At 74.8% G+C, this 26420-nt stretch carries 19 protein-coding genes and 2 pseudogenes; 12 read left to right on the top strand and 9 right to left on the bottom strand.

The features are described 5' to 3' along the window. Nucleotides 1-102 precede the first annotated feature (102 nt). The gene (locus ACYQBY_RS16945; protein ID WP_459645033.1) at nt 103-1092 is read right to left on the bottom strand and encodes a LacI family DNA-binding transcriptional regulator; all 990 of its coding nucleotides are present in this window, start codon (nt 1090-1092) and stop codon (nt 103-105) included. A 303-nt stretch (nt 1093-1395) separates the two neighbouring features. Here ACYQBY_RS16945 and manD point away from each other — a divergent pair, with 303 nt between their 5' ends. Further along, nucleotides 1396-2622, top strand: coding sequence for a D-mannonate dehydratase ManD (gene manD / locus ACYQBY_RS16940; protein ID WP_459645032.1), 1227 nt, complete (start codon nt 1396-1398; stop codon nt 2620-2622). Nucleotides 2623-2638: 16 nt separating this feature from the next. On the opposite strand, the gene ACYQBY_RS16935 is transcribed toward manD, so the two are convergent. The 4 genes from ACYQBY_RS16935 to ACYQBY_RS16920 form a co-directional block, all read right to left on the bottom strand. Beyond that, complete coding sequence (locus ACYQBY_RS16935; protein WP_459645031.1) at nt 2639-3202, bottom strand: hypothetical protein; 564 nt, start codon at nt 3200-3202, stop codon at nt 2639-2641. A 215-nt stretch (nt 3203-3417) separates the two neighbouring features. After that, nucleotides 3418-4305 (bottom strand): ATP-grasp domain-containing protein, encoded by an 888-nt coding sequence (locus ACYQBY_RS16930; RefSeq protein WP_459645030.1) that lies wholly within the window; start codon nt 4303-4305, stop codon nt 3418-3420. An 86-nt stretch (nt 4306-4391) separates the two neighbouring features. Next, the gene (uxaC, locus tag ACYQBY_RS16925) at nt 4392-5813 is read right to left on the bottom strand and encodes a glucuronate isomerase (RefSeq protein ID WP_459645029.1); all 1422 of its coding nucleotides are present in this window, start codon (nt 5811-5813) and stop codon (nt 4392-4394) included. Nucleotides 5814-5869: 56 nt separating this feature from the next. Next, nucleotides 5870-7213 carry a Gfo/Idh/MocA family protein gene (locus ACYQBY_RS16920; protein ID WP_459645028.1) on the bottom strand — a complete coding sequence of 448 codons (1344 nt, stop codon included), beginning with the start codon at nt 7211-7213 and terminating at the stop codon, nt 5870-5872. 307 nt (nt 7214-7520) lie between these two features. Here ACYQBY_RS16920 and ACYQBY_RS16915 point away from each other — a divergent pair, with 307 nt between their 5' ends. The 4 genes from ACYQBY_RS16915 to ACYQBY_RS16900 are packed head-to-tail and all read left to right on the top strand — an operon-like array spanning nt 7521 to nt 11444. Then, complete coding sequence (locus ACYQBY_RS16915) at nt 7521-8882, top strand: ABC transporter substrate-binding protein (protein ID WP_459645027.1); 1362 nt, start codon at nt 7521-7523, stop codon at nt 8880-8882. Nucleotides 8883-8917: 35 nt separating this feature from the next. Further along, complete coding sequence (locus tag ACYQBY_RS16910; RefSeq protein WP_459645026.1) at nt 8918-9886, top strand: carbohydrate ABC transporter permease; 969 nt, start codon at nt 8918-8920, stop codon at nt 9884-9886. After that, a complete protein-coding gene (locus ACYQBY_RS16905; RefSeq protein WP_459645025.1) occupies nt 9886-10791 on the top strand; it encodes a carbohydrate ABC transporter permease in 906 nt (301 codons plus the stop codon). The genes ACYQBY_RS16910 and ACYQBY_RS16905 overlap by 1 nt, the downstream gene beginning before the upstream one ends. Further along, a complete protein-coding gene (locus ACYQBY_RS16900; protein WP_459645024.1) occupies nt 10788-11444 on the top strand; it encodes a hypothetical protein in 657 nt (218 codons plus the stop codon). The genes ACYQBY_RS16905 and ACYQBY_RS16900 overlap by 4 nt, the downstream gene beginning before the upstream one ends. A 94-nt stretch (nt 11445-11538) precedes the next feature. Here the strand turns inward: ACYQBY_RS16900 and ACYQBY_RS16895 are convergent, their stop codons facing one another. Further along, the gene (locus ACYQBY_RS16895) at nt 11539-12567 is read right to left on the bottom strand and encodes a LacI family DNA-binding transcriptional regulator (RefSeq protein WP_459645023.1); all 1029 of its coding nucleotides are present in this window, start codon (nt 12565-12567) and stop codon (nt 11539-11541) included. 149 nt (nt 12568-12716) lie between these two features. Between ACYQBY_RS16895 and ACYQBY_RS16890 the strand changes: the two are divergent. The 7 genes and pseudogenes from ACYQBY_RS16890 to ACYQBY_RS16860 form a co-directional block, all read left to right on the top strand. Then, nucleotides 12717-13031: pseudogene (locus tag ACYQBY_RS16890) on the top strand (L-rhamnose mutarotase); the annotation flags it as partial. 119 nt (nt 13032-13150) lie between these two features. Next, a complete protein-coding gene (gene rhaI / locus ACYQBY_RS16885; RefSeq protein ID WP_459645022.1) occupies nt 13151-14326 on the top strand; it encodes an L-rhamnose isomerase in 1176 nt (391 codons plus the stop codon). Between the two features lie 58 nt (nt 14327-14384). After that, nucleotides 14385-16427 carry a bifunctional aldolase/short-chain dehydrogenase gene (locus ACYQBY_RS16880; protein ID WP_459645021.1) on the top strand — a complete coding sequence of 681 codons (2043 nt, stop codon included), beginning with the start codon at nt 14385-14387 and terminating at the stop codon, nt 16425-16427. 19 nt (nt 16428-16446) lie between these two features. Further along, nucleotides 16447-17928, top strand: a complete 1482-nt coding sequence (locus ACYQBY_RS16875; RefSeq protein ID WP_459645020.1) for a rhamnulokinase — start codon at nt 16447-16449, stop codon at nt 17926-17928. 280 nt (nt 17929-18208) lie between these two features. Further along, the gene (locus tag ACYQBY_RS16870; protein WP_459645019.1) at nt 18209-20719 is read left to right on the top strand and encodes an ATP-dependent Clp protease ATP-binding subunit; all 2511 of its coding nucleotides are present in this window, start codon (nt 18209-18211) and stop codon (nt 20717-20719) included. A gap of 363 nt (nt 20720-21082) precedes the next feature. Continuing rightward, nucleotides 21083-21604 (top strand): annotated as a pseudogene (locus tag ACYQBY_RS16865) (amino-acid N-acetyltransferase); the annotation flags it as partial. 98 nt (nt 21605-21702) lie between these two features. After that, a complete protein-coding gene (locus ACYQBY_RS16860; protein WP_459645018.1) occupies nt 21703-22203 on the top strand; it encodes a gluconokinase in 501 nt (166 codons plus the stop codon). A gap of 64 nt (nt 22204-22267) precedes the next feature. Here ACYQBY_RS16860 and ACYQBY_RS16855 read toward each other — a convergent pair whose 3' ends face one another. The 3 genes from ACYQBY_RS16855 to ACYQBY_RS16845 all read right to left on the bottom strand — a co-directional run bounded on the left by ACYQBY_RS16855 (nt 22268) and on the right by ACYQBY_RS16845 (nt 26388). Continuing rightward, nucleotides 22268-23215, bottom strand: a complete 948-nt coding sequence (locus ACYQBY_RS16855; RefSeq protein WP_459645017.1) for an HhH-GPD family protein — start codon at nt 23213-23215, stop codon at nt 22268-22270. Nucleotides 23216-23262: 47 nt separating this feature from the next. Then, nucleotides 23263-24138 carry an alpha/beta hydrolase fold domain-containing protein gene (locus tag ACYQBY_RS16850; protein WP_459645016.1) on the bottom strand — a complete coding sequence of 292 codons (876 nt, stop codon included), beginning with the start codon at nt 24136-24138 and terminating at the stop codon, nt 23263-23265. 159 nt (nt 24139-24297) lie between these two features. Beyond that, nucleotides 24298-26388, bottom strand: a complete 2091-nt coding sequence (locus ACYQBY_RS16845) for an AAA family ATPase (protein ID WP_459645015.1) — start codon at nt 26386-26388, stop codon at nt 24298-24300. Between the last annotated feature and the right edge of the window lie 32 nt (nt 26389-26420).

The following is a 26420-nucleotide window of genomic DNA, read 5'->3' as shown; positions in this document are numbered from 1 at the left end:
GCGGCCGGCGCGGCGTCGTCGCCGTCGTGCCGTCCGCCCGCGGGCGTCTCGGGGGACCTCGCTTCGGTCCCGTCCGGGCCCGGGCGTCCCCGGGCCCGGGAATCAGCTCGGTGGTGCGGTGGTGCCGCGCACGACCAGCCCCACGGGGAGCTGGACGGACGTGCCGGCGCCGCGGGGCGCGCGGACGCCGCCGTCGACGAGGCCGATGAGCATCTCCACCCCGGCGCGGCCCTCGCCGACCCGGGGCAGGGCGACCGTCGTCAGCCCCGGCGGGGCGAGCTCGGCGAGCGGGATGTCGTCGAAACCCACCACGCTCATGCGCTCGGGGACCGCCACGCCGCGCTTGGCGAGGCGTGAGCAGACCCCCAGGGCGACCAGGTCGTTGTAGGCCAGCACGGCGGTCACCCCGCTGGCGATGGCGAGGTCCGCGGCGGCCACCCCGCCGGAGAAGTTCGGGGCGAAGTGCCCCAGCCGCACGACCTCGGTGTCGGGGTGCACGGCGGTCGCGACCTCCAGGGCGGCCAGGCGCTCGCGGCCGGACCAGGAGGTGCGCGGCCCGGCCACGTAGGCGATCCGGCGGTGCCCCAGCGCCCGCAGGTGGTCCACCGTCTGGCGGACGCCGTCGGAGTCGTCGACCGTGACGGACGGGATCCCGCCGGAGCGCCGGTTCACCAGCACCAGCGGGCACTCGGCCGCCATGTCCTCGATCTCGGCGTCCGACGCGCGCGGGGAGCACAGCACGATGCCGTCCACCTGCTTGGCGAGGTTGTGGACCAGGTCCACCTCCTGTGCCGCGTCCTCGTCGCTGTCGGCGACGAAGACGGCGTGGCCGGTGGCCCGCGCCCTGCTCTGCACGCCCTTGGTGACGGAGGCGAAGAACGGGTTCTCCAGGTCCGGGACCACGAGGCCGAGGTTCCCGGTGCGGCCGGTGATGAGCCCGCGCGCGGCGCGGTTGGGGCGGTAGCCGAGTTCCCGGGCGACGGCGAGCACCCGGGTGCGGGTCTCGTCGGAGACGACGTCCGGTGCCGAGAGGGACCTCGACACCGTGGAGGCGGAGACCCCGGCGGCGCGGGCCACGTCGCGAACGGTCACGCCCACGGGCCCACCTCCTTCGCGTGCCGGCTCCGTCACCTGGCGCGCCATCCTGCAAACGGTTGTAGCCGCGTGTCAAGGGTTTCATTCCGGAAGGTTCCGGCGGCGGTGCCCAGGACGCGGGAAGCGTCTTCGCCTGCCGCGCTGCGGCTCCTTGCGGCCCTGCGGCAGCCGGGCCATGATGGCGCCGCCACGACGGCCTGAAACACCGTGGAACGTTCCGGAAGAGGCCGGTACCCGCCGGGGCGGCGCCGCCCGCCGGCCGGCCCGCGCACCGCCCCGGCGGCACCCGACAGGAGAGCCATGAAGATCACCAGTGCCGACGTCGTCGTGACGAGCCCCGGGCGGAACTTCGTCACCCTCAAGCTCACCACCGAGGACGGGCTGGTCGGCTGGGGCGACGGCACCCTCAACGGCCGCGAGCTCGCCGTCGCCTCCTACCTGCGCGACCACGTCGCCCCGCTCCTGCCCGGGCGCGACGCGCACCGGATCGAGGACACCTGGCAGTTCCTGCACCGCGGCGCGTACTGGCGCGGCGGCCCCGTGACGATGTCGGCGATCGCGGCCGTCGACGTGGCGCTGTGGGACCTCAAGGCCAAGGCCGCCGGCATGCCCCTGTACCAGCTGCTCGGCGGCGCCAGCCGCACCGGCGCCCTGGCGTACTGCCACGCCTCCGGCTCCGACCTGCCCGCGCTGTTCGACTCCATCCGCAACCACCTCGACCTCGGCTTCCGCGCCGTGCGCGTCCAGTCGGGCGTCCCCGGGCTGGGCAAGGTCTACGGCGTCGGGCGCGACCAGCGGCCCGGGCAGCGCTACGACTACGAGCCCGCGGGCCGGGCCGCCGCACCCGTGGAGGAGTCGTGGGACACCTCCGCCTACCTGCGGCACGTCCCGCGCGTGCTGGAGGCCGTCCGCGAGGAGTTCGGGCCCGCGCTGCACCTGCTGCACGACGCCCACCACCGGCTCACGCCCAACCAGGCCGCGCAGCTCGGCCGGGCGCTGGAGCCCTGCGACCTGTTCTGGCTGGAGGACTGCACCCCGGCGGAGAACCCGGAGTCCCTGCGCCGGGTGCGGCAGCAGACCACCACGCCGCTGGCGATCGGCGAGGTCCTCACCGGCGTCCAGGACTACCGGGTGCTGATCACCGAGCAGCTCGTCGACTACGTCCGCTCCTCCGTCACCCACACCGGGGGCATCACCGGCATGCGGCGCCTGCTGGACCTCGCGGCCCTCTACCAGGTCAAGTCCGGGATGCACGGGCCCACCGACATCTCCCCGGTGGGCATGGCCGCGGCCCTGCACCTGGACCTGGCGATCCACAACTTCGGCATCCAGGAGTTCATGGAGCACTCCCCCACGACCCTGGAGGTGTTCCGCACGAGCTACACCTTCACCGACGGCCTGCTGCACCCCGGCGACGAGCCGGGCCTCGGCGTGGAGCTGGACGAGGAGGCCGCCGCCCGCTTCGGGTACGTCCCGGCGCACCTGCCCGTGAACCGGCTGGCGGACGGCACCCTGCACGACTGGTGAGCGGAGACGGCCCGGCTCAGCGGTCCATGAAGGCGTCGAAGGCGACACCGGCCGCGGCGGCCAGCCGCCAGTCGAGCGCGTCGTCGTGCACGGTGACCCGGTAGACGTCCCGCACGCGCACCAGGCGCTCGACGGACATCACCACCGAGCCCTGCGCGTCGGTCACGTCGAAGTGGATCGGCAGCACCCACGGCAGGTTGCCGACCACGTCGACCAGGCGCCGCACGAGCGGGAGGACCGAGCCGCGCTCCCGGGCGGTCAGCTCCCCCCGCGGCGTGCCGAGGCGGTAGGTCGAGCGGGCGAAGGAGGCCACCGCGTCCTTGCGCAGCGTGCCGAGCCGTTCCCCGGTGGGACCGCAGATGTCGTAGGAGCCGGCGAGGTCGACGACGTTGCGGGCCGCGAGCGTGAACGCGACCCGGCGGTCCTGCTCGTCGCCGTAGAAGGTGACGTGCTCGCGCAGCGAGAAGCGTTTCTGCTCGGCGTGGGCGAGGAGCGTCTCGGTGCCGCCGTCGGTGCGGACGACCTCGTAGCGGTTCTGCACCACGGTGAGGCGCTGGCTCAGCTGCAGGGTGTAGCTCATGGTTCCTCGCAGGGATGTCGCGGGCGGGCTGGTGTGCTGGAGGAACGCTCTCCCAGCGGCCGGGCCGGCGGCATCCCCCGCGGGGGCCGTGCGGGGCGCCGATGGTCGTGGCGCGCCCGCCGCCCGGCACCGGCGGGTCCGACCTGCGGCGCGGCGTTCCCGACGAACGGGTGGGAGCGGGACGCGGTGGCGGGAGCGCGGGGGAGGGGACGGGATCAGGGGGCCGTGAGCGCCGCGGCCAGCCGCTGCGCCGTGCCGGGCCCGCCCTCGGCCAGGAACAGCGACGGCTCGGCCAGCTCCAGCTCCAGCACCACGGGGGTGCCGTCGTCGCCGCGCACCAGGTCCACCCGCGCGTACAGCGGGGTGCCGAAACGGGCGGTCACCACGTCCAGGGCCGCCCGGGCGACCGCGACCTGCTCCGGGGTGGCGACGTGGCCGCCGGTGACCTCGGGGACGAACAGCCCGGTCTCCTCCCCGGCGCGGGGCAGGTCGACCCGCTTGTGCGCCGCGTGGCTGTAGCGCCCGGCGAGGAAGACCAGCGGCCACTCCCCGTCCGCCGCCACGGACGCCAGCAGCGGCTGCACCAGCGCGCCGAGCCCGCGGTCGTGCAGGCGCTGCACGTGCGCACGCGCCGCGTCGTGCTGGGCGGGCCCGTAGGAGGCGGCGTCCCGGCTGCCCGCACCGACGGCGGGCTTCACCACGAACCCGCCGGCCGGGAACAGCGGCGCCGTGCCCGGCTCGGCGAACTCCGTCGGCACGACGGGCACGCCCGCGGCGGCGAGGTCGGCGAGGTAGTGCTTGTCCAGGCTCCAGCGCACGACCGGAAGCGGGTTGCGCAGGTCCGTGCGGCCGTCCACCACCTCCAGCCACGCCAGGAACGCGGGCAGGTGGTCGGTGTAGTCCCACGTCGAGCGCAGCACGGCGCGGTCGTAGGAGGCCCAGTCGACCGCCGGGTCGTCCCAGGCCACCACGTCCACCGCGACCCCGGCCGCGGCCAGGGCGGCCAGCGCGGCCGGCTCGTCGGGGTCGAGGCCGCAGGCCGCCCGGGCGCTCACCCACGCCAGCCGCCGCACCCGGGGGGTCCGCACGCCGGGAGCCGTCACGCCGGGCAGCCTAGGGGCCCTCCGCGGAGGAGGGACGAACCGGTGGCCCCGGCACCGCCGGGTGAAGCCGGGGCCACCGGGGCCTGTCAGCCCCGCAGGGCGGGGTACACCTGGCGGGGCAGGGTCACGGTCAGGTCGACCGCGGTCTCCACGGCCTCCTCCAGGCAGAGCTGCCGCGCCACCACCAGCTCCGCCAGGAAGCCGGAGTCGACCCGGCGCGCGACGTCGTGCCGCGCCGGGATGGAGGCGAACGCGCGGGTGTCGTCGACGAAACCGGCGGTGTTGTAGAAACCGGCCGTCTCCGTGACCGCCTCGCGGAAGCGCCGCATCGCCAGCGGCGAGTCGAGGAACCACCACGGCGCGCCCAGGAACATCGCCGGGTAGGCGCCGGCCAGCGGTGCCAGCTCCCGGGAGTACGTCGTCTCGTCGATCGTGAAGACGACGCAGCGGAAGCCGGGGGAGAAGCCGAACGCGTTGAGCAGCGGGCGCAGGCCCCGCACGAAGTCGACCGGCTGCGGGATGTCGAAGCCCTTGTCCGCGCCGAAGCGGTCGGACACCCCCGGGTCGTGGTTGCGCAGCACCCCGGGGTGGATCTGCATGACGAGGCCGTCCTCGCTGCTCATCCGCGCCATCTCGAAGAGCATGTGGGCGGCGAACGCCCGCCCCTCGGCCGCTCCCACCGCGCCGGAGCGGGCGGCGGCGTAGATGCGCTCGGCGTCCGTGCGCTCCAGCGGCGTGGTGTCGGCCGTCAGGTGACCGTGGTCGGTGGCCCGCGCGCCGCGGGCGATGAAGTGCTGCCGGCGCAGGCGCAGCGCCTCCAGGAAGCCGGCGTAGCTGTCCACCTCGGTGTCCGCCGCCGCGCCCAGCTCCTCCACGTCGCGCTTCCAGGTCGCGCGGTCCAGGTGCACGACCGCGTCGGGGCGGAACGTCGGCACCACCTCACCGCCCCAGCCGGAGGCGGCCAGGGCCGCGTGGTCGTCCAGCGGGTCCGCCGCGCCGTCGGTCGTGGCCAGGATCTCCAGCCCGAAGCGCTCGTACAGCGCGCGCGGGCGGAACTCCGGCCGCGCGATGCGCTCGGCGAGGTGGTCGTAGATCTCGTCGGCGGTCTCCTCCGAGGGGTGCACCCGCACGCCGAACACGTCGTGCAGCTCCTGCTCCAGCCAGAAGCGGCTCGGGGTGCCGCGGAACAGCCGCCACCCGGCGCAGAAGCGCCGCCAGATCGCGCGGCCGTCCTGCTCCACCGGTCCGCCGTCGCGGCGCGGCACGCCGAGCTCCTCCGGCCGCACGCCCTGCGAGACGAGCATCCGCGTCACGTAGTGGTCGGGGACCACGAGGAGGCGGGCCGGGTCGCCGAACGGCTCGTCCCGCGCCAGGACCGAGGCCTCCACGTGCCCGTGCATGCTGATCAGGGGCAGGGCGCGGACCTGCCCGTAGATCTCGCGGGCGACGGCGCGCACGGCGGGATCGGCGGGGAGGATGCGGTCGTCGTCGAGCTCGAGGGGTCGCACGGGGGCTCCAGGGGTCGCAGGGCGCGGCGGCGGGGCGCTCGGGGCGCGGGAGGTGCTCAGAGCGGCAGGACGTCGTCCGCGAGGACGGGCAGCCCCGTCTCGAACGAGCGGTTGGCGGCCAGGCCCGTCAGGAGCGAGCGCGCCCCGTCGAGGTGGGTGGAGGCGCGCCCCAGCGGGTCCGGGCCGGCGGGCGGGCCGAAGATGTCGGCGAGCATGCGCTCGTCGCCGCCGCCGTGCCCCGCGCCCGTCGTGTCCGGCAGCTCCAGCTCCTGCGGGCGCTCCCAGTGCCGGCGCAGGACCAGCCGCGGGCCGACCTCGGCGTCCCCGGCCTCGGCCCCGTGCAGGGCCTCGCCCTTGACGCGGCCCGCCGTCCCGGCGTCCACGAAGGAGTTCTCCACCACGTCCAGCTCCAGGCGGCCGGCGCTGCCGTTGAAGGCGACGCGGTAGCCCTCCCAGGGGGAGTACGCGGTGAGGTGGTAGCTCATCGTCGCCCCGCTGCGGTAGCGGACCGCCACGGTCATGTCGTCCTCGATGGTGACGCCGGGGGCGAAGACGTTCTGGTCGCGGTGGTAGCCGTCCTCGTGCTCGGCGTCCAGGTACAGCGCGCGCAGGGAGGGGGAGTCGGCCAGGTGCACCGCGAAGGGGTCCCCGGCCGCCTCGGGCGAGCCGTGCGCGCGCTCGTAGCCGCGGGCCAGGCCGCGGCGCCGCCCGTTCTCCTCCCCGTAGAAGAAGAGCCGGCCGAGGCCGAAGACGAGCTCGGGGGAGGAGTCCACCCACCAGTTGACGAGGTCGAAGTGGTGGGTGGCCTTGTGGACCATGAGGCCGCCGGAGCTGGCCTTGTCCCGGTGCCAGCGGCGGAAGTAGTCCGCGCCGTGGCGGGTGTCCAGCAGCCACTCGAAGTGCACGGAGCCGACCTCGCCGATCGCCCCGGAGGCGAGGACCTCCCGCACCCGCGCGTGGGCGGGGTTGTAGCGGTAGTTGAAGGTGACGGTGACCTTCCGGCCGGTGGCGGCCTGCGCGTCCAGGATGCGCCGGCAGCGCTCCGCGTCCACGGTCATGGGCTTCTCGGTGACCACGTCGCAGCCGGCGTGCAGCGCCGCGACGATGTACTCGTCGTGGGTGCGGTCCACCGTGCAGACCACCACGGCGTCCACCCGCCGCTCGGCGAGCATGGTCGCGAAGTCGTCCGCGAGGTAGGTGGGGACGGGGTCGTGGGCGTGCTCGTCGAGCAGTGCCTTGTTGTGGACGTCCATCCGCGTCTGGTTGACGTCGCAGAAGGCCACCAGCTCGTTGCGGTCGGCGTGGGTCGAGGCGAGGGCGCGCACGTACATCTGCGCCCGGCCGCCGAGCCCCACGATCGCGTAGCGGGTCCGGCGGTGCGGGGTGGGCGCGTCGCTCATGGGCACTCCTCCGTGCGGACCTGGGAGCCGGTGGCGCCCTCGCCGCCGGTGCCCTGAAAAGGTTTGTGACGATCTAGCCCCGTCGGGGCCGCCCGTGTCAAGGGCGGCGTGGCGCGAGCGCGACCGAACCGTGTCCGGAGGGGGGCTTGCCGTCGTGCAAACGTTTGCGGTCAAATGCCGCCAGCAGGCGGACAGCCTCGGGAAAGCGCTTGACGGAGGGGTGCCGGTGTGCCCCAATGGTCGGGCCGCCGGTGGGTGCCCGCCCCGACCCACCTCGTCGGCCAGTCAGAGATCGAAGGAGATCGTCATGACCCACCCCCGCACGCGGCAAGCCGGCACCACCCCCGCGGCCGCCCGCCCCGCCCGCAGGCACGTCCTGGCCGGAGCGCTCGCCCTGACCCTCCTCGGCACCGCCGCCTGCGGTGGGGGCTCCAACCCCGCCGAGCAGGCCGCGAGCCAGGCCCCGAAGACCGACGAGCCCGTCGTCCTCACCGTCGCCTGGTGGGGCGGCCCCGCCCGCGCGGAGAACACGCAGAAGGTGCTGGACCTCTACACCAAGACCCACCCCAACGTGACCTTCAAGACGCAGTGGCAGGGCTACAGCGGCTACTACGACAAGATCAACACCTCGGCGGCGGGCCGCAACGCCCCCGACATCATCCAGATCGACAACCGGGTGCTGCGCGAGTACGCCAACAAGAAGCTCATCGCCGACCTGACGCCCTTCCAGGGGGAGGCGCTGAAGACGGACGAGTTCAACGAGAAGCTCCTCGGCACCGGCCAGCTCGACGACAAGCTCTTCGCCGTGCCGCTGGCCTCCAACACCCAGACCTTCGTCGTCGACAAGAGCGTCGTGGAGCCGCTCGGGGCGCTGCCGCCCGAGACCGGCTGGGCGAGCTGGGAGGAGTTCGGCGCCTGGGCCCGGAAGGTCACCGACGGCACCGGGAAGAAGGTCTGGGGCACCCGCGACGAGAGCGCCAACGTCAGCGCCTTCGAGTACTGGCTGCGCCAGCAGGGCAAGAACCTCTACGACGGGCAGGCCCCCGGCTTCACCGTGCAGGACGTCACCGCCTGGCTGACCCTGTGGGACGGCCTGCGCAAGAGCGGCGCCGCCTCCCCGCCCGAGGTCAGCCAGCCCGCCAACGCCGGTGACATCTCCAAGAACACCGTCGCCACCAAGCAGACGGCGGCCACCTTCAGCTACGACAACCAGCTCACCGAGCTGGCCAAGGCGACGGACCACCAGCTGGTGCTCATGCCCCTGCCCGGTGACGTCGAGGGCGCCTACGACCGCCCCTCGCAGTTCTTCACCACCTACGGCCGCGGGGAGAACGTCGCCACCGCGGTGGACGTCATCAACTTCTTCGTCAACGACCCCGAGGCGGGCAAGATCCTCGGCACGGAGCGGGGGCTGCCGCCGAGCGCCACCGTGCGCGAGACGGTCACCCCGAGCTTCTCGGAGCAGCTGAAGTACGTCGTCGACTTCCACGAGAGGGTCGTCGAGGGCGCCGGTGACACCCCGCCGGTCCCCGCGCAGGGTGACGCGCAGGTCGGCAAGCTGCTCACCACCGCCGCCGAGAACGCCGCCTTCGGCCGCCAGCCCATCCCGCAGGCCGCGGAGGAGTTCGTGTCCCAGGTCACCTCCGAGCTCAAGCGCGCCGGCGGCTGACCACCCACGACCCGACGACGGACAGGAGCGCCCCTGTGGCCGACATCCTCAACCGGCGGGACGCCGCACGGGCCGGGGCCGCACCGGCGGCCCCGGCCCGCCCGGGCAGCCCCCGCCGCAGGCGCGAGGCCGTCTCCGGCTACGTGTTCCTCTCGCCCTGGCTCCTCGGGCTCTTCGGCATCACCCTGCTGCCGATGCTGTACTCGCTCTACCTCAGCTTCACCGACTTCGACCTGCTGCAGGACCCGCAGTGGATCGGCACCGAGAACTACGTCCGCATGTTCACCGACGACCCGCAGTTCTGGAACTCGGTGAAGGCGACGGTCCTCTTCGCCCTGGTCTCCGTGCCGCTCAAGCTCGCCGTCGCGCTCGGGGTGGCCCTGCTGCTCTACCGGGACCGGCGGGGCGTGGGCTGGTACCGCTCCCTGTACTACGTGCCCTCGCTGCTCGGCGGCAGCGTCGCCATCGCCATCGTGTGGCAGACGCTCTTCGGCGGCTCCGGCGCCATCAACCAGATCCTCGGCTACGTCGGCATCGAGGGACGGAGCTGGATCACGCACCCGGACACCGCCCTCGGGACCCTCGTGCTGCTCGCGGCGTGGCAGTTCGGCGCCCCGATGGTGATCTTCCTCGCCGGTCTCAAGCAGATCCCGACGGAGATGTTCGAGGCCGCCTCCCTCGACGGTGCCGGGCGCTGGCAGCAGTTCTGGAACATCACCATCCCGATGCTCTCCCCGGTGCTGTTCTTCAACCTGGTGCTGGAGACGATCGCCGGCTTCCAGGGCTTCACCGCGGCCTTCGTCATCTCCGGCGGCACCGGCGGCCCGGCCGACTCCACCCTGCTCTACACCCTGTACCTGTACCTGCGGGGCTTCGGGGACTTCCAGATGGGCTACGCCTCGGCCATGGCGTGGGTGTTCCTCATCGTCCTCGGCATCATCACGGCCGTCGTCTTCCGGACCGGCTCCATGTGGGTCCACTACGCCGACGAGGGGGAGCACTGATGACCACCGCCCCGGACACCCTCGCCGCGGCGCCGCTGGCGCCCGAGCCGCCCCGGCCCGCCGCGGTGCGCAGGCCCTGGTACAACGGCACCGCCGCGCACGCGGTCCTGATCGCGCTGCTGGTGGTCGCCCTCTACCCGATCGCCTACATGTTCGGGACGTCGCTCAAGGCGCCGCAGGAGATCGCCAACAACGTCAGCATCCTCCCCGAGCGGTTCACCCCGGGGAACTACGCGGAAGGCTGGCGGGGCATCCCGGGGGTCACGTTCGCCACGTTCTTCGCGAACAGCGTGATCGTCTCGCTGGGCGTGGTCGTGGGCAACGTCGTCTCCTGCGCCCTGGCCGCCTACGCCTTCGCCCGGCTGCGGTTCCCGCTGCGCGGGTTCTGGTTCGCCCTCATGATCGGCACGCTGCTGCTGCCGCACCACGTCCTCGTGGTCCCGCAGTACGTGCTCTTCAACAACCTCGGCTGGGTCAACACGTCGCTGCCGCTGATCGTGCCCAAGCTCCTGGCGACCGACGCCTTCTTCGTCTTCCTCATGGTCCAGTTCATGCGGGGCATCCCGCGCACCCTGGACGAGGCGGCGGCCATCGACGGCTGCGGTCCCTACTCCACCTTCGCCCGCATCGTGCTGCCGCTGACGAAGCCGGCGCTGGTGACCACCGCCGTGTTCTCCTTCATCCAGACGTGGAACGACTTCTTCACCCAGCTCGTGTACCTCAACGACCTGGAGAAGTACACGATCCCGATCGGCCTGCGGCTGTTCCTGGACTCCTCCGGGCAGAACGCCATCGGCCCGATGTTCGCCATGTCCGTCCTGTCGCTGATCCCGGTCTTCCTCTTCTTCCTGGTGTTCCAGCGGCTCATCGTGGACGGCATCAACACCAGCGGGATCAAGGGGTGAGCCGGGCGGCGCGGGGCACGGCGGCTCCCCGCCGCCGGCCGCCGGAGCCGACGGGGTCGGGGCGGGGCTGGAAGGAGCAGCTGCGCCGGGTCTCCGAGCTCTGCCTGCTGGGCCTCGTCGCCGCCCTGCTCTGCGCGCCCGTGCTGACGGCCGGGGCGGTCGTCGCGGCCCTGTCCGGCGCCGTCGGGCACTGGTGCGAGGAGGACGAGCTGCCGCCCTGGTCGCGAACCGGCTCGGTGTTCGTGCGGCGGCTGCTGCCGGGGGCCGTGGTCAGCGCGGTGGGGGTGCTCGCCGTGCTGGTCGTGGCCGCCGAGCACAGGTGGCTGCGGGCGGGCACCGTGCCCGGCGGGGAGGTGGCCGCCGGTGCGCTGCTGGTGGCCGTGACGTGCCTGGCCGCGGTGGTGCTGCTGGCGGTGCCGCGCCTGGCCGACGGCAGGTCCTGGCGCTCGGCGCTGGCGGCGGGGTGGCAGGCGCTGCTGCGCGTCCCGGCGGCCGGCGCCGCGGTCGTGGTGGTCACCGGGATCGCGGTGCTGCTGGCGGTGCTGCTGCCGGGGGTCGTGCTGGTCCTGCCCGCCCTGTGGGTGCTCGGCCTGCACGCCGTGGACCGCGTCCTGGTCCGCCCCCGCCTCGCGGTCGCCCTCCCGGCGGCCTGAGCCCCCGGGCCGGCACGTCGTGTCCCCCCGCGTACCGGCACCTCACGCGCCGCACCGGCACCTCCGCACCCGGACCGGGTGCCGGGCGGGGCCCTCAGCGGCGCGGGCGGCGGTGCTGGCTGGAGCGGCGGACGACCAGTTCCGGCTCGAAGACGACCTGCCGGTGCTCGTGGCCCGGCACCCCCTCCGCCTCCGCCAGCAGCAGCTCGACCGCCGTCCGCCCGAGCTGGTGCCGCGGCTGGCGCACCGACGTCAGCGGCACGGCGGCCGCGGCGGCGAAGTCGATGTCGTCGTACCCGACGATGGCGAGGTCCTGCGGCACGCGGACCCCGCGCGCGGTGGCGTCCTGCAGGACCCCGAGCGCGACGAGGTCGTTGGCGCAGAACACGGCGGTGGGCCGCCGCCGCACGGGCATCGCCGCGATGATCCCGCCGGCCCGCCGGCCCTCCTCGACACCGAGCCCGTCGAGCTCCACCACGGTGACGGCCGCGGGGTCCTCCCCGGCCGCGGCGACCGCGGCGCGGGCTCCGGCGAGGCGGTCCTGCACCTGCTGCAACCCGGCGGGGCCGCCGGCGAAGGCGATGCGGCGGTGGCCGCACTCCAGCAGGTGCCGCGCGGCGAGGCCTCCGCCGTGCAGGTCGTCCACCGCGACGGCGCAGGTCTGCCCACCGGATGCGACGCGGTCCACCAGGACCAGCGGGCGGGGTCCCGCGACGAGCTCGGCCAGCCGGTCCGGGGAGCTGTCGACGGGGGAGAGGAGCACGCCCGTGACGCGCTGCTCGCGCAGCACCTCCAGGTGCCGCCGCTCCCGCTCGACCTGCTCGTCGCTGGTGCACAGCAGCAGCACCATCCCCGCCGCGTCGGCGGCCTCCTGCGCGCCGCGGGCGACGTCGGTGAAGAAGGGGTTCGAGACGTCGAGGACGACGAACGCGAGGAATCGGCTGCGGCCCGCGCGCAGCTGGCGGGCGGACTCGTTGCGGACGAAACCGAGGTCGTCGATGGCCTGCTGGACGCGCTCGCGGTTGGCGGAGGACACGGCATCGGGCCGGTTCAGGACGTTGCTGACCGTCCCCACGGAGACGCCGGCGCGCGCGGCGACCTCCTTGATGCTCACGGGGGTCATCCGGTGATCGTAACGGTCGGCGGACGGCTGGGGACACCTTGACGGCGGGGCGCGCGGCACCGTACTTTGAGAATGTAGTGAAACGTTTCACAAAGGAGTGACGACATGGTGGTCCGGACGAGGTGCCGGGGATGCCCGCGGGTGCCGGCGTGAACCGCGTCGTGTTCACCCTCCAGGTGCGCCCGGAGCGGCTGGAGGAGTACCGCGAGCGGCACGCGGCGGTGTGGCCGGAGATGCTGCGGGCGCTGCACGGGACCGGCTGGAACTCCTACACGCTGCACCTGCGCCCCGACGGCCTCCTCGTGGGCGTGGTCGAGACCGACGACCTCGCCGCCGCGGTCGCCGCCATGGGCCGCACCGACGTCAACGCGCGCTGGCAGGCCGAGATGGCGCCGTTCTTCGTCGCGCTCGACGGTGCCCCCGACGAGGCCGTGCGCCCGCTGGAGACCGTGTTCGACCTCGACGCCCAGCTCGCCGCGCTGCCCGGGCCCGGCGACGCCGCGACCACCCGCACACCCAGCCAGGAACCCACCGACGACGCGGCCGGCACCGACGCCGAGCCCAGGGGAGCAGGAGCACAGCGATGACCGACGACAGCCGCCAGGCCGCAGCACTCGACGCCCTGCGAGGTTTCGGGATCGAGCTCCCCTCCTGGGCGTTCGGCAACTCCGGGACCCGGTTCAAGGTCTTCGCGCAGCCCGGCGTCCCCCGCGACCCGTTCGAGAAGATCTCCGACGCCGCCCAGGTCCACCGCCTCACCGGCGCCGCCCCGCGCGTGTCCCTGCACATCCCCTGGGACCTCGTCGACGACTTCGGCAAGCTCGCCGCCCACGCCGCCGACGAGGGCGTCTCCATCGGCGCCATCAACTCCAACACGTTCCAGGACGACGACTACAAGCTCGGCTCGCTGTGCAACGCCGACGCGGCGGTCCGGGCCAAGGCCGTCGCCCACCACCTGCAGTGCCTCGACGTCATGCGCGCCACCGGCTCGCGGGACCTGAAGATCTGGCTGCCGGACGGGCTGAACTACCCCGGTCAGGACGACATCCGCGCCCGCCAGGAGCGCCTCGCCGAGGGCCTGCGGGAGATCTACGCGGCGCTGGACCCCGGGCACCGCATCATCCTCGAGTACAAGATCTTCGAGCCGCACTTCTACACGATGGACGTCCCCGACTGGGGGACCGCGCTCCTGCACTGCCTGGCCCTCGGGCCGCAGGCGAGCGTCGTGCTCGACACCGGCCACCACGCGCCGAGCACCAACATCGAGTTCATCGTCGCGCAGCTCCTGCGCATCGGGAAGCTCGGCGCCTTCGACTTCAACTCCCGCTTCTACGCCGACGACGACCTCATCGTCGGCTCGGCCGACCCCTTCCAGCTCTTCCGGATCATGAACGAGATCGTCCGGGCCGACGCCCTGCGCCCGGACTCCGGAGTGAACTTCATGCTCGACCAGTGCCACAACCTCGAGCCGAAGATCCCCGCGCAGATCCGCTCGGTGACCAACGTGCAGGAGGCCACCGCCAAGGCGCTGCTCGTCGACCGCGAGGCGCTGGCCGCCGCGCAGACCGCCGGGGACGTCCTGGGCGCCCACGCGGTGCTCATGGACGCCTACAACACCGACGTCCGCCCGCTGCTGGCCGACCTGCGCGAGAGCCAGGGCCTGCCCCGCGACCCGCACGCCGCCTACGCCGCCTCCGGCTACGCCCGGAAGATCGCCGCCGAGCGCGTCGGTGGCGCGCAGGCCGGCTGGGGCGCCTGAGCCCCCGCCCTCCCGACGAGCCGCACGCACCACGCCGAGAACCTGGAGGAACCCGGTCATGAGCACGACGCCCGAGGCGCTGATCGCCCGGAGCAACCGCCTGGGGGCGGACCCGCGCAACACCAACTACGCCGGGGGGAACACCTCCGCCAAGGGCACCGACCGCGACCCCGTCACCGGCGGGGACGTGGAGCTGCTGTGGGTCAAGGGGTCCGGCGGTGACCTCGGCACGCTGACCGAGGCCGGCCTGGCCGTCCTGCGCCTGGACCGGCTGCGCGCCCTCGCCGGCGTCTACCCGGGTCTCGAGCGCGAGGACGAGATGGTCGCCGCTTTCGACTACTGCCTGCACGGGCGCGGCGGCGCGGCCCCCTCGATCGACACCGCCATGCACGGCCTCGTCGACGCCGCGCACGTCGACCACCTGCACCCGGACTCCGGCATCGCGCTGGCGACCGCCGCGGACGGCGAGGCGCTCACCAAGGAGTGCTTCGGCGAGCGCGTCGTGTGGGTGCCGTGGCGCCGCCCCGGCTTCCAGCTCGGCCTGGACATCGCCGCGGTCAAGGCGGCCAACCCGCAGGCGATCGGCTGCATCCTGGGCGGGCACGGCGTCACCGCCTGGGGCGCCACCAGCGAGGAGTGCGAGGCGAACTCCCTGGAGATCGTCCGCACCGCCGAGCGGTTCATCGCCGAGCGGACGGCCGCGCGCGCGGAGCACCCCTTCGGCGCGGTGCGCGAGGGCTACGAGCCCCTCCCCGAGGCGCAGCGGCGCGCCCGGGCCGCCGCGCTGTTCCCGCTGCTGCGCGGCCTGGCCTCCACCGACGCGCCCCAGCTCGGGCACTTCACCGACTCGCCGGAGGTCCTGGACCTCCTCTCCCGCGAGAAGCTCCTGCCCCTGGCGGAGCTGGGCACCTCCTGCCCGGACCACTTCCTGCGGACCAAGGTCCGCCCCCTCGTGCTCGACCTGCCGGCCGACGCGCCCCTGGACCGGGTCGAGGACGAGCTGCGCGAGCTGCACGCGACCTACCGCGACGAGTACGCCGCCTACTACGAGCGCCACGCCGCGCCGGACTCCCCGGCGATGCGGGGCGCCGACCCGGCGATCGTGCTGGTGCCCGGGGTGGGCATGTTCTCCTTCGGGAGGAACAAGCAGACCGCGCGGGTCGCGGGGGAGTTCTACGTCAACGCGATCAACGTGATGCGCGGCGCGGAGGCGATCAGCACCTACGCCCCCATCGAGGAGTCGGAGAAGTTCCGCATCGAGTACTGGGCGCTGGAGGAGGCCAAGCTCGCCCGGATGCCGAAGCCCAAGCCGCTCGCCACGCGCGTCGCGTTCGTCACCGGCGCCGCCTCCGGCATCGGGCGGGCCACCGCCGAGCGCCTGGCCGCCGAGGGCGCCTGCGTCGTCATCGCCGACCTCGACCTCGCGAAGGCGCAGGCCGCGGCGGAGGGCATCGGCGGCGCCGACGTGGCCGTCGGGGTCGCCGCGGACGTCTCCGACGAGGAGGCCGTGGCCGCCGCCCTGGCCGAGGCCGTGCTGGCCTTCGGCGGGGTGGACCTCGTGGTCAACAACGCCGGGCTGTCCATCTCCAAGCCGCTGCTGGAGACCACCGCGAAGGACTGGGACCTCCAGCACGACGTCATGGCCAAGGGCTCGTTCCTCGTCTCCCGCGAGGCCGCCCGCATCATGATCGCGCAGGGCATGGGCGGGGACATCGTCTACATCTCCTCCAAGAACAGCGTCTTCGCCGGCCCCAACAACATCGCCTACTCCGCGGTGAAGGCCGACCAGGCCCACCAGGTGCGGCTGCTGGCGGCGGAGCTGGGCGAGCACCAGATCCGCGTCAACGGCATCAACCCGGACGGGGTGGTGCGCGGCTCCGGCATCTTCGCCGGCGGCTGGGGCGCCAAGCGCGCCGCCGTCTACGGCGTGCCGGAGTCGGAGCTTGGCGCGTACTACGCCCAGCGCACCCTGCTCAAGCGCGAGGTGCTGCCGGAGTCCGTCGCCAACGCCGTCTTCGCCCTGACCGCCGGGGAGCTGGACCGCACCACGGGCCTGCACGTCCCCGTCGACTCCGGCGTCGCCGCCGCCTTCCTGCGGTGAGCGGGCGGGGAGGACGCTCGTGAGCACCCGCGAGCTGCTCGCCGCGGCCGTCGACCTCGGGGCCTCCTCCGGCCGCGTGGTCCTCGGCCGCGTCGGGCCGGACACCCTGGAGGCGGAGGTCGTCCACCGCATCCCGCACGAGCCGTCCGTGCGCTCCGGGCACCTGCGCTGGGACTGGCCGGCCCTGCAGGAGGGCGTCCTGGCGGGCCTGGCCGCCGCCGGGGAGCGCGCCCGGGAGCGCGGCGGGCTCGCCAGCATCGGCGTGGACACCTGGGCCGTGGACTACGGCCTGCTCGCCGCGGACGGGACGCTGCCGGCGGACCCGGTGCACTACCGCGACGAGCGCACCGCCGGGCTGCGCGAGCGGCTGCGCACGGTGATCAGCGACGAGGACTGGTACGGCGTGACGGGGCTGCAGTTCCTGCCCTTCAACACCGCCTACCAGCTCCTCGCCGAGGACGACGCGCTGCTGGAGCGCGCCGAGCACCTGCTGATGCTGCCGGACCTGCTCGTGCACCGGCTCACCGGCGCGGTGGGGGCCGAGCGCACCAACGCCTCCACCACCCAGCTCTACGACGTGCGCGCCGGGCGCTGGTCCGCGCAGGTCCTGGACGCCCTGGGCCTGCCCCGGCGCCTGCTGCCGCAGATCGTGGAGCCGGGCAGCGCCGCCGGGCCGCTGCTGGCCCCCGTCCGCGGGCGCGTCGGCGACGACGGGCGCGCCGTGGTGCACCGGGTGGGCTCCCACGACACCGCCTCGGCGGTGCTCGCGGTCCCCGCGCAGGGGGAGCGCTTCGCGTACATCTCCTGCGGCACCTGGTCGCTCGTGGGCGTCGAGCTGGACGCGCCCGTCCTGAGCGCCGACAGCCTCGCCGCCGACTTCACCAACGAGGTGGGCGTCGACGGGACCATCCGGTACCTGCGCAACGTGACCGGCATGTGGCTGCTGGCCGAGAGCATGCGCCAGTGGCAGCGGGAGGGCGGCGCGCCCGAGCTCACCGCCCTGCTGGCGGCCGCGGCCGCCGAGCCGGCGCTGCGCTCGGTGGTCGACGCCAACGACCCCTCCCTGGCCGCACCCGGGGACGTGCCCGGGCGCATCGCCAGGCTGTGCCGGCGCACGGGCCAGCCGGTGCCCACCACCCCCGCCGCGGTGGTCCGGTGCGTCGTGGACAGCCTGGCCCTGGCCCACGCCCGGACCCTGGCCGACGCGGTGCGCCTGTCCGGCCGCGAGGTCGACGTCGTCCACGTCGTCGGTGGCGGTGCCCTCAACGCGCTGCTCATGCAGGCCACCGCCGACGCCTGCGGCCTGCCGGTGCTGGCGGGACCCGTGGAGGCCACCGCGCTGGGCAACCTGCTGGCGCAGGCCACCGCCCTCGGCGTGGTGCGCGGCCGCGCCCACGCCCGCGAGCTGCTGCGGCGCACGCAGCGGCTCGAGCGCTACGAGCCGCGCGGGGACACCGCCTGGGCGCCGCTGCTGGCGGCCGGGGTGCCGGTCGCGGGCTGAGCGCCCCGGGGTCCTCCCCTCCCTCCCCGCCGGGCCGGCGGGGAGGGAGGGGGCCGCCCTCCCGGACGGCCCCCGGCGGCCGCGGCGGTACGCCGACAGCGAACAGCCGACCGGAACAGCGCCCCGTGAGCACCCGTTGACACCGGTGAGGGGTGCTGTCCACCCGCTCCGGCTGCGAGAACCACCGGTGCGGGGTGAAGCTGTCAGGGCCCAGGTCTAGCATCGGAGTGGTCCGCTGGGGGGAATGCCCCCGGTCCCGACCACCCGCGAGGAGCGCCGCATGTTCGAGAGGTTCACCGACCGCGCCCGACGGGTCGTCGTCCTGGCTCAGGAAGAAGCCAGGATGCTCAACCACAACTACATCGGGACCGAGCACATCCTGCTCGGGCTGATCCACGAGGGCGAGGGCGTCGCCGCGAAGGCGCTCGAGTCCCTGGGCATCTCGCTGGACGCCGTCCGCGAGCAGGTCCAGGAGATCATCGGCCAGGGTCAGCAGGCCCCCTCGGGGCACATCCCCTTCACGCCGCGGGCCAAGAAGGTGCTGGAGCTGTCCCTGCGCGAGGCGCTGCAGCTCGGGCACAACTACATCGGGACCGAGCACATCCTGCTCGGCCTCATCCGCGAGGGCGAGGGCGTCGCCGCCCAGGTCCTCGTCAAGCTCGGCGCCGACCTCAACCGCGTCCGCCAGCAGGTCATCCAGCTCCTGTCCGGCTACCAGGGCAAGGAGCCGGCCACCTCCGGCGGCCCCCAGGAGGGCACCCCCTCCGGCTCGCTCGTCCTCGACCAGTTCGGCCGCAACCTCACCCAGGCCGCGCGCGAGGGCAAGCTGGACCCGGTCATCGGCCGCGAGACGCAGATCGAGCGCGTCATGCAGGTCCTGTCCCGCCGCACCAAGAACAACCCGATCCTCATCGGGGAGCCCGGTGTCGGCAAGACCGCGGTCGTCGAGGGCCTGGCCCAGGGCATCGTCCGCGGGGAGGTCCCCGAGACCCTCAAGGACAAGCAGATCTACACGCTCGACCTCGGCGCGCTGGTCGCGGGCAGCCGCTACCGCGGTGACTTCGAGGAGCGGCTGAAGAAGGTCCTCAAGGAGATCCGCACCCGCGGCGACATCATCCTGTTCATCGACGAGATCCACACCCTCGTCGGGGCGGGTGCCGCGGAGGGCGCGATCGACGCCGCCAGCATCCTCAAGCCGATGCTCGCGCGCGGTGAGCTGCAGACCATCGGGGCGACCACCCTCGACGAGTTCCGCAAGCACATCGAGAAGGACCCCGCCCTGGAGCGGCGCTTCCAGCCCATCCAGGTGCCCGAGCCCTCCCTGGCGCACGCCATCGAGATCCTCAAGGGCCTGCGCGACCGCTACGAGGCGCACCACCGGGTGTCCATCACGGACTCCGCCCTCGTGGCCGCCGCCACCCTCGCGGACCGCTACGTCAACGACCGGTACCTCCCGGACAAGGCCATCGACCTCATCGACGAGGCCGGCGCACGGCTGCGCATCCGCCGCATGACCGCGCCGCCGGACCTGCGCGAGTTCGACGACCGCATCGCCGACGTGCGCCGCGAGAAGGAGTCCGCGATCGACGCGCAGGACTTCGAGAAGGCCGCCTCCCTGCGCGACGGCGAGAAGAAGCTGCTCATGCAGCGCGCCGAGCGCGAGAAGCAGTGGAAGTCCGGGGACATGGACGTCGTCGCCGAGGTCGACGAGGAGCTGATCGCGGAGGTCCTGGCCACGGCCACGGGCATCCCCGTCTTCAAGCTGACCGAGGAGGAGTCCTCGCGCCTGCTCAACATGGAGGGCGAGCTGCACCGGCGCATCGTCGGGCAGTCCGACGCGGTCAAGGCGCTGTCCCAGGCCATCCGCCGCACCCGCGCCGGCCTGAAGGACCCCAAGCGTCCCGGTGGCTCCTTCATCTTCGCCGGCCCCACCGGCGTCGGGAAGACCGAGCTGGCCAAGGCGCTGGCGGAGTTCCTCTTCGGCGAGGAGGACGCCCTCATCCAGCTCGACATGAGCGAGTTCTCCGAGAAGCACACCGTCTCGCGGCTGTTCGGCTCGCCCCCCGGCTACGTCGGGTACGAGGAGGGCGGCCAGCTCACCGAGAAGGTGCGGCGCAAGCCGTTCTCCGTCGTCCTCTTCGACGAGGTGGAGAAGGCCCACCCGGACATCTTCAACTCGCTCCTGCAGATCCTGGAGGACGGCCGCCTCACCGACAGCCAGGGTCGCTCGGTGGACTTCAAGAACACCGTGATCATCATGACGACCAACCTCGGGACGCGGGACATCTCCAAGGGCGCGCCCACCGGCTTCGTGCCGACGGGCAACTCCAAGCTCACCAACTACGAGCGGATGAAGTCCAAGGTCAACGAGGAGCTCAAGCAGCACTTCCGGCCCGAGTTCCTCAACCGCGTCGACGACATCGTCGTCTTCCCGCAGCTGTCCCAGGACGAGATCATCGAGATCGTGGACCTCATGCTGGCCCGCCTCGACGACCGCCTCAAGGACAAGGACATGGGCATCGAGCTCACCCCGGCGGCGAAGGTCCACCTCGCCACCAAGGGCTACGACCCGGTCATGGGTGCCCGGCCGCTGCGCCGGACCATCCAGCGGGACGTCGAGGACGTCCTGTCCGAGAAGATCCTCTACGGCGAGCTGCGGCCCGGGCAGATCGTGCTCGTGGACGCGGTGGAGGAGGACGGCGTCAAGCGGTTCACCTTCGAGGGCGCCATGAAGGCCGACCTGCCCGTGACGGTGGCCGTGGACGCCGCCGGAACGCCCGACGCGGAGTGACGCCGGCGGCCTGAGGCCGCCCGGCACGCGCCGACCGTCCGTCGAGAGGGCCGGACCCCACCCGGGGTCCGGCCCTCTCGCGCGTCCGGGTGGGGACGAGGTCGGCACCTCTTGCGCGCCCATCTCCGGGTTCGGGCGGTGCGGGAGGGGTGTTCGGTCGCCCATCTCCGGGTTCGGGCGGTGCGGGAGGGGTGTTCGGTCGCCCATCTCCGGGTTCGGGTGGTGCGGGAGGCCCGGGGGGCGCCCATATCCGGAGAAGGGCGGGAGGGGCGGGCGAGCCCAGGGCGGGGCGGGGTGGGTGGGTGAGGGGGACGGCCGGGGGTGGTCGGCGCGGGCCGGGGGCGCACCTGGCACCATCGGGCGATGCCCTCCGCCGCGCCCGACCCCGACGCCCCCGGCGGTGGCGTGCTCGTGCGGCCCGCCCGCACCGGCGACGTGGCCCAGGTCCGGGCCCTGGTGGAGGCGTACGCCAGCGAGCGCATCCTGCTGGCCAAGGAGGTCATCACCCTCTACGAGGCGGTGCAGGAGTTCGTCGTCGCGGAGCTGGACGGGCGGATCGTCGGCTGCGGCGCCCTGCACGTGCTCTGGGAGGACCTGGCCGAGGTGCGCACCCTCGCCGTCGCGCCCAGGGTGCGCGGCCGGGGCGTGGGCCACGCCCTCCTCACCGCCCTGCTGGAGCGCGCCGGGCGGCTCGGCGTCGACCGGCTCTTCTGCCTCACCTTCGAGACCAGCTTCTTCGCCGCCCACGGCTTCGTGGAGATCGAGGGCACCCCCGTCTCCCCGGAGGTGTACGCGGAGATGCTCCGCTCCCACGACGAGGGCGTGGCCGAGTTCCTCGACCTGGCCCGCGTCAAGCCCAACACCCTCGGCAACACCAGGATGCTGCGGGTCGCCCCCGCGGCGGCGAGTGGAAGGACAACGCCATCAACACCAGCGGAAGCACCCCGGACGGCGACCCCCGCGGCACCACGACCCTCGTCGTGATGGGGGTCTCCGGATCCGGCAAGACCACCGTGGCCCAGGGCGTCGCCGAGCGGCTCGGCTGGCTGTACGCCGAGGGCGACGAGTTCCACTCGCCCGCCAACGTGGCGAAGATGGCGGCTGGCACCCCCCTCGACGACGACGACCGCTGGCCGTGGCTGCGCTCCATCGGGCAGTGGGTCGGGCAGCAGGAGGCCGCCGGGCGCGACGCCGTGGTGACGTGCTCGGCGCTCAAGCGCAGCTACCGGGAGCTGCTGCGCGAGGGCAACCCGTCCGTGGTGTTCTGCGAGCTCGAGGTCCCCGAGTCCGTCCTCGCGGTCCGGCTGGCCGAGCGCAGGGACCACTACATGCCCCCCAGCCTGCTGCGCAGCCAGCTCGACGCCCTGCAGCCGCTCGCCGAGGAGGAGCCCGGGTTCGTGGTGCCCGTGATCGGCGGGCCCGACGAGGTGGTCCAGGCGGTCCTGACGCGCCTGCACGGCGAGCGCTCGGCCCGCGGGATCTGAGCCCCGCCCCGCCGGCGGGGCGGCACGGGCTCAGGTGCCGGGAGGGCTCGGGCGCCGGGAGGGCTCAGGTGCCGGGCAGGGCGAAGCGGCCGTCGGCCAGCGGCTCGACGAGCCCGTCGGCCACCAGGCCGTCCAGGCAGCGGGCCCGCTGCGCGGCGTCCAGCGTCCACGCCGCCTCCAGCGCCTCCACCGGCACCGGCCCGTCCGCCTCCCGCAGCACCGCCAGCAGCCTGCCGCGCACCTGCCGGTCGGTGCCCGCCCAGCGCTGCACCCTGCGCGGCGGGCCGTCGTCGGGCGGGCTGCCCGCCAGCCGCCACGCGCAGCGGCCCGCCAGGGGGCACGCCGGGCAGCGCGGCGAGCGCGCCGTGCAGACCAGCGCCCCCAGCTCCATGACGGCCACCCCCCACGTCGCCGACGTGTCCGGGTCCTGCGGCAGCAGCGACGCCGCCAGCCGCACCTCCGCGGCGGACAGGGACGGCGCGGGCTGCGCGGCGCCCGTGACGGCACGCGCCAGCACCCGGCGGACGTTGGTGTCCACGACGGCGTGACGCTGCCGGAAGGCGAACGCCGCGACGGCCGCGGCGGTGTAGGAGCCGATCCCCGGCAGCGCCAGCAGCTCGGCGTGGTCCTCGGGCACGCGGCCCCCGTGGCGCTCCACGATCGCGGCGGCGGCCTCGTGCAGGCGCAGCGCCCTGCGGGGGTAGCCGAGGGAGCGCCACGCGCGGACCGCCTCGCCCGCGGGGGCGGCGGCCAGGTCCGCCGGCTCGGGCCAGCGCTCCACCCACTCCTGCCAGCGCGGCAGGACCCGCACCACCGGGGTCTGCTGGAGCATCACCTCCGAGACGAGCACCCACCACGGTGGGCAGCCCGGGTGCCGCCAGGGCAGGTCGCGGGCGTTGTCGCGGTACCAGGCCAGCAGCGTGCCGTGCAGCGCGGCGGTGGCGGCGTCGGTGCCGGTGCCGGGTGGGGTGCCGGGTGGGGTGCCGGTGCGGGCGGTGGTGCGGGGAGGCATCGGCGCCATCGTCGCACCGGGCGCCCCGTCCCCCCGCCTCCGGGTGCTCACCCCCAGGGGTGCAGGACCTCCCGCAGGTGGCGGGCCGCCTGGGCGACCGCCGCCCGCGCCGCGGGGGAGTCGCACAGCCCCGGGCGGGTCACGAAGCCGTGCGGCACGCCCTGGTAGCGCACCGCCGTCACCAGCGCCCCCGCCCGCCCCAGCGCGGCGGCGTACTCCTCGCCCTCGTGCCGCAACGGGTCGTCCCCGGCGGTGACGACGAGGGTGGCGGGCAGCGCCGCCACGTCCTCCGGGGCCGCCTGCCGCACGGAGACGGGGATCTCCGCCTCCGGGCGCACCTGCCCGCCCCACTCCCAGGAGCGGCCGCCGTCGACGAGGTGGTAGCCGTGCTCGAACGCCGCGTAGGAGTCGGGTCCGAAGGCCGCGGTGACGGGGCAGAGCAGGACCTGCGCCAGGGGAGGGGCGTCCGCGCAGCGCAGCCCGAGCAGGCTCACCGCGGCCGTCATGCCGGCGCCCACCGAGTCCCCGGCCACGGCCAGGCGGGCGCCGTCCAGGTCCCGGGCCGGCCCGTGCCGCCGGACCCACGTCGTCGCCGCCCGCACCTGCTGCAGGGCCACGGGGTACGCGTCCTCCGGCGCGGCGGTGTACCCGACGACGACCACCGCGGCACCGGTGTCCAGCGCCAGGTCGTGCACCACCCTGCCCGGCCCCGCCGGAGCCGCGCCGGGAACGGCCGCGCCCGGGCTCCCGGGCGTGTAGACGACGACCGGCAGCCGCCCACGCGCGTGGCGGGGCCGCACGACGGTGAGCACCGGGGCCGCACCCGGCGGCCCGACCGGTTCGGTGACGGTGTCCCCCGCCGGGGACGGCGTCGGCGCGGAGGCCCGGTACCGCGGGGCGGGAACCGGCTCTGTCGTGGTCATGGCGCTCCCTTCCGGAGGCCGCCGGGCGGGGGAACCGTCCGGGGGGTCCGAGCAGGATGCGCCGCCGGTGGCACCGGCTCCACCTCCTGCGGCCGGTGGGCTGTGACCAGTGGTGCCCACCGCTGCTCATCCCGCGCCGGGACGTCCCGGACCCGGTGCTCAGGCCCTGCGGCGCAGGTCCGCGCAGATGCCCTCGAGGCCGTTGCGCAGGTGCCGCCGGTAGGTGCTGAAAGGGATCCCCAGACGGCGTGCGGCCGACTCCTGCGTGGGAGTGCCGGCCAGGTAGGTCGCCTCCACCGCGTCGTGGGCACGCACGCCGGCGACGTCGGTGCGCAGCGCGGCGACCGCGTCGCGGATCGCGGCCCGCAGCGACTCCACGGCCTGCGCGCCCGTGCCGCCGGCCGCCAGGCCCGTGCGCAGCAGCGGGCTGCCGGCGAGGGCCCGGGGCTCGTGCCACGCCCGCAGGGCCGCGCGCACCGCCTCGTCGAACTCCCCGGCGGACAGCGGCCCCGGTGGCGCGGCGACCGCGGTCGCCCCCGCCGCCGCGTCCCCGACCGCCGTGTCCGGCTCCGTCGACCCCGTCGTGTCCGACCCCGCCGTGTCCGGCTCCGCGGGGGCGGGCTGCTCCGGTGTCGGCCCCGCGAGCCGGTCGCGGGGGAGCAGGACGTGCGGGGACCCGCCGAGGTCGACGCGGTTGCCCGTCCGCCGCACCGCACCCGGATCCGCGTCCTCCTCGGGCAGCAGCACGAAGCCGCGCGCCGGCCCGGGCGCGCGGCAGACGCGGGCGAGGGCGGCGGCGTGCGCCGCACGGCGCGCGGCCGCGTCCCGCGGGTGCGCCCACGCGCGGGACAGGGCCACGTCGTCCCCGGGCCCGGCGTGGGCCACCGCCGCGGCGGCCGCGCGGTCCGCCGCGGGCACCCGCCCGCCCGCGGGCAGGTGCAGCAGGCAGGAGACGGCGACGGGGCGGCCGTCGGCTCCGCGCCGGTGGACCCGGAAGGCGCCCGGGCAGCGCTCCACCCAGTGCTGTGCGGCTGCGGCGTCCGCGTCGCCGGTCACGTCCGCCACCAGGGAGCGCAGCGCGGCGCGCTCGTCCTCCCGCAGCGCCTCCTCCAGGTCCCCGCCGTCGTCCCCGCCGCCGTCGTCCCCGGCGTCGTCGTCCCCGCCGCCCTCCGTGCCCCGCTGCAGGAAGAGCAGGTCCCCGGCGTGGTGCAGCGCCTGCGCGGCGGGGGCCTCGCGGACGCGCCGCGCCAGCGCCTCCGTCAGCCGGGTGCGCAGCTCGTGGTGCGCCTCGGGTGCCCGCCAGGCCAGGTCCCGGGCCAGGGCCGAGCGCAGGAACGCCCGCGGCCGCAACCCCCGTCCCGTGGCCGTCACGGACGGCAGCTCCCGCAGCCAGGCGAACAGCGCGGCGGCCTCCCCGGGCCCGCAGACCTCCCGCAGCAGGTCCTCCGTCGTGGTGCGCAGCAGGGCCGCGGTCTCCAGCGCCCGGCGGTGCGCGGGGGAGGGCAGGTCCCCGACGACCTGCGCCAGCACCGCCCGCACGAGCGCCGCGGGCGGCACCCAGGACGCCGCCGGGTCCACGCCGGGGCCGGCGTCGGCCCGTGCCGCCGCCGCCGCCATCGACAGCACCAGGGGGTTGCCCCCGGCGAACCGCACGAGGGCGGGCCGCAACCGCGGGGCCACCCCGTGCACGTCGAGGAGCGCGTCCCGCTCCGCGCCGGACAGCTCCGCCGGCTCCACCACCCGCAGCACCCGCGACCAGCCGGGGTCGACGAGCCACTCCACCTCCGGGGCGGCGCGACCCGCCAGCACCGCGACGGCGTCGTCCGGCAGGTGCGGCAGCAGGACCTCGCGCAGCAGCGCCCCGGCGCCGGGCGCACCCTCCAGCGCGTCCACCACCAGCACCGTGCCGGGGCGGGCCCGGACGGCGGCCACCGCCGCGACCAGCGGTTCCCGGGAGGAGCCCAGCGCCCGGCCGTCGACCTCGGCGACGGGCCGGCCGGCCTGCCGCGCCCGCTCGGCGAGCGCCTGCAGGAGCGAGGACTTGCCGATCCCGGCCGGGCCGTGCACGTAGAGCACCGATGGGGCCTGCGGACCGCCGCGCAGGACCGCCTCGAACAGCGCCTGCTCGGCGCGGCGCCCGACGAAGGCGGCGGCGCGGGCGGCGCGGACCCTGCCGGCCAGCCCGGCGGCGGGTCCTCCCCCGGGAGCGGGGGGCCGGGGACCAGCGACGGTGCCGACAGCGTGGTCCATGCCGTCATGCTGCCCGGCGGGCGCCGTGCGGG

The organism is Kineococcus anabasis (assembly GCF_054590795.1).
Note: the sequence above shows the minus strand (reverse complement) of the source record. Positions and strands in the feature narration are given on the sequence as shown.